The organism is uncultured Campylobacter sp. (assembly GCF_938031315.1).
Classification (GTDB): domain Bacteria; phylum Campylobacterota; class Campylobacteria; order Campylobacterales; family Campylobacteraceae; genus Campylobacter_B.
The window spans coordinates 1-2573 of the sequence record NZ_CALHHT010000335.1 but is presented as its reverse complement, the minus strand read 5'-3'; the positions used below and the strand labels follow the sequence as shown (position 1 = coordinate 2573).

Sequence of the window (2573 nt, the reverse complement as noted above, 5' to 3'; positions counted from 1 at the left end):
GCAAATTGCTCTTATCGCGCCCCACTGTGAGTTTGAAATTTTATTGAATTTGTTTTTATGATCTCCTATAAATTTAGCCACCTCTTCGGCTATTTCAAGAGCTTGGTCTTTTGCGATCTGCTTTTGTTTTAAAAATTTAGCCAAATCACTTTGTATCGGTATTTTTCCGGTCGAGCACTCAGTCTCCGCTTCTTTTTGGAATTCTATCGGATTATCCTTCGCATCACCACTATTTAAAAACTATGGGTTTATCAGCACTTCGCCAAAGCCTTCGCTCAGATACGCTCCGACGCCGTTTTTTAGCGCGGCTATCTGCTCGGCACTTAAATTTTTCAAAGCGATTACGCTACCTTTATTTATGCAGGCTCGCTCGTAGTCTTTTGTGGCACGAGCTCCGTTATAAGGGGTGAAATTTGAAATTCTAATCTGCGTCTTTTCGTAATCGACATTATTTGCATCTAAATTTGGCAAAATATACTTTACGTCGTAGCTTGGATTGCCGTTTTCGTCGGTAGGCGCAAGGCGGGATTTAGCATAAACGAAAGTATAATTTTCGGGCGGCGTAAAGGTTTGAATTTTATCCGTATTTTCACCGATAAATTTAATCTCTACCGCTCCATACTCCGCGCTCTTCGATTTACCGAGTCTAGTTGAATGCTCCAATATTCCTTTTACGCGGTTTATGTCGTCTTCGCTCACGCTAGGCTCAAATTTAACGCTAAACCGCCATTTCATTCCAGCTCTAAACGCCTCATAGCCGTACATTTGGCTATCCTTAGAGCGTCTTTTCTCTTTATCGTAGGCGCTTTTTTGAGAAAAATCTAGATCCAGACCAAGCTGCTCGTTGTCGTCGTTTATGTAGCCGCTCCGCATCTGCTTTAGCTGGGTAAATTTTTCAAATTCTTCATGGCTTAGTAAGTGATGATTGTAAATTTTGCTGCTATCAAGCTTTTCATGAAAATAGGAAAGCGGAATTTTAAAAAATTCTTTACCCTCTTTGATCGGCGAAGCGTCGCAAAATCTCACAGCGCCGCTATGAAAAATTTTAAAAGGATCGTTAAAGCTGCCGTATCTGCTAGCCGCCATACCTAAAAATGCACTTCCCGGGATAAAATCAAGCGAGCTCATCTTGCCCTACGTATTGGAGCTTGCCTGCAAAACAACGGGACTTTTAAAAGTTATCTCAAATCTAAGCTCTCTCATCATAGCTCCTTAACTTTAAATTCGCATCTACCAAGGCCTCGGTTGCGGTTTAGCCCCATCCGCTTTACAGATTTAAGCGCACGCTTCAAATTTGAGGCGATTTCGCCGCTTACATTTTGGATCTCGCCTTTTAAACTTATAGGCAAAACGACTTCTATATCTCTTAGCGAATTATCTACCGCGATGCCGTTGTCGTCGATTTTGGTAGCCGAAATGATTTCAAAAAGATTGCGCTGCAAGTTATTTGACGTAATTTCGGCAGCGATTTTTTCATCTACCCTCGCGCTGCTAAAATAGCATTGCGCCTGCGTCGTATCGTCGTTATCTTTTTGCTCATTGCCATTATTTTGCTTATTTTTGCTGCCCCTGGAGCCGAAGCATTTATCTATATCGCCCTGGTCCCAAAACAGCTCCGCCGCCTCTCGAACAAGTCCTTTTATAATTTTGCCCGGCACATATGGAAGGCCTGCGGAGTCTTTTACCACGTAGCTATCAAGCGCTGCTCCGCCGCTAAGGCCGCTACTAACATGCCAATAGTCGAAAAATTTAAGCTCGTAATTTATTGTCATCTTTTAATCCTCTGCGCCCGAAGTAACGGACAGAAATTGCAATATATCGTAGATCGGAGTTTTTTGCTCCCCGTCTTTTTCTAAAATTAAATTTTCGCATTTAACCCACCGTAAAGACTGCTCAGCGCCTTATCAAATTCTCCCTTGTTTTCTAACATCTCGTTTATCCGATCTAGCATACTTTTAGCTAGCTTGCCGTTTATGCCAAGCTCCTTTATCCACTCTCGTAGTTTGCCTTTCGGGCTGTTTTCGCCGCGATAAATTTTGGCTAAATTTATAAAATTTTCTACCTTTGGCTCATTTTTTGACTTGGTCGTATCTCCCAAATAATAAGGTCCAAAATCGCATTTGATTTCTCGCATTTTTTCGCCTTCGGTCATGCATCCCTCTTTTTCGCCTCCGATCGTAAGCTCGTCTTTTATAAATTTATCCCAGCTTTGGAAATTTGAGCTTTGGACATTATGGAACATTAAGCAGCTTGGCGCTATGTCTTTTTCAGCATCGTTTACGTAGCGATCTTTGCTATGCTTTTTTGCCGCACTGCAAAGCTCCTCGGCTAGACTAACCGCATAGTGAAACGGGAATTTTTCGTTGCAGTAGGCGATGCCAGCGCACATCGTTAGCTTTTGTTCTATTGCAGGCTTTTTCTTGTCCGTTTCGTTTTCAAATTCTTCGATAAAATTTTTAGTAAATTCTAATGCTATGTCCGCATCGCAAACCGCCGTCATATCGTCGCCGCTTAAAATTAGCGCTTTTATCTTTAGATCATCTTTTCCAAGAGCGATTTTTGTTTTTACTTTG

General features: G+C 41.8%; 2 protein-coding genes and 1 pseudogene. All 3 read right to left on the bottom strand.

Features of this window, described 5'->3' with window-relative positions; translation table 11 throughout:
* Positions 1-240: 240 nt before the first annotated feature.
* The gene (locus Q0236_RS08070; protein WP_297916743.1) at positions 241-1128 is read right to left on the bottom strand and encodes a hypothetical protein; all 888 of its coding nucleotides are present in this window, start codon (positions 1126-1128) and stop codon (positions 241-243) included.
* 74 nt (positions 1129-1202) lie between these two features.
* On the bottom strand, positions 1203-1772 hold the full coding sequence (locus tag Q0236_RS08065) for an RAMP superfamily CRISPR-associated protein (protein WP_297916741.1): 570 nt from the start codon (positions 1770-1772) through the stop codon (positions 1203-1205).
* A gap of 86 nt (positions 1773-1858) precedes the next feature.
* Positions 1859-2573, bottom strand: a pseudogene (locus tag Q0236_RS08060) (hypothetical protein); the annotation flags it as partial.

Bases quoted from the DNA above. Each gene is read 5' to 3' on its own strand.
- Q0236_RS08065 (WP_297916741.1), bottom strand. From the start codon at position 1,772: ATGACAATAAATTACGAGCTTAAATTTTTCGACTATTGGCATGTTAGT.
- Q0236_RS08070 (WP_297916743.1), bottom strand. From the start codon at position 1,128: ATGAGCTCGCTTGATTTTATCCCGGGAAGTGCATTTTTAGGTATGGCG.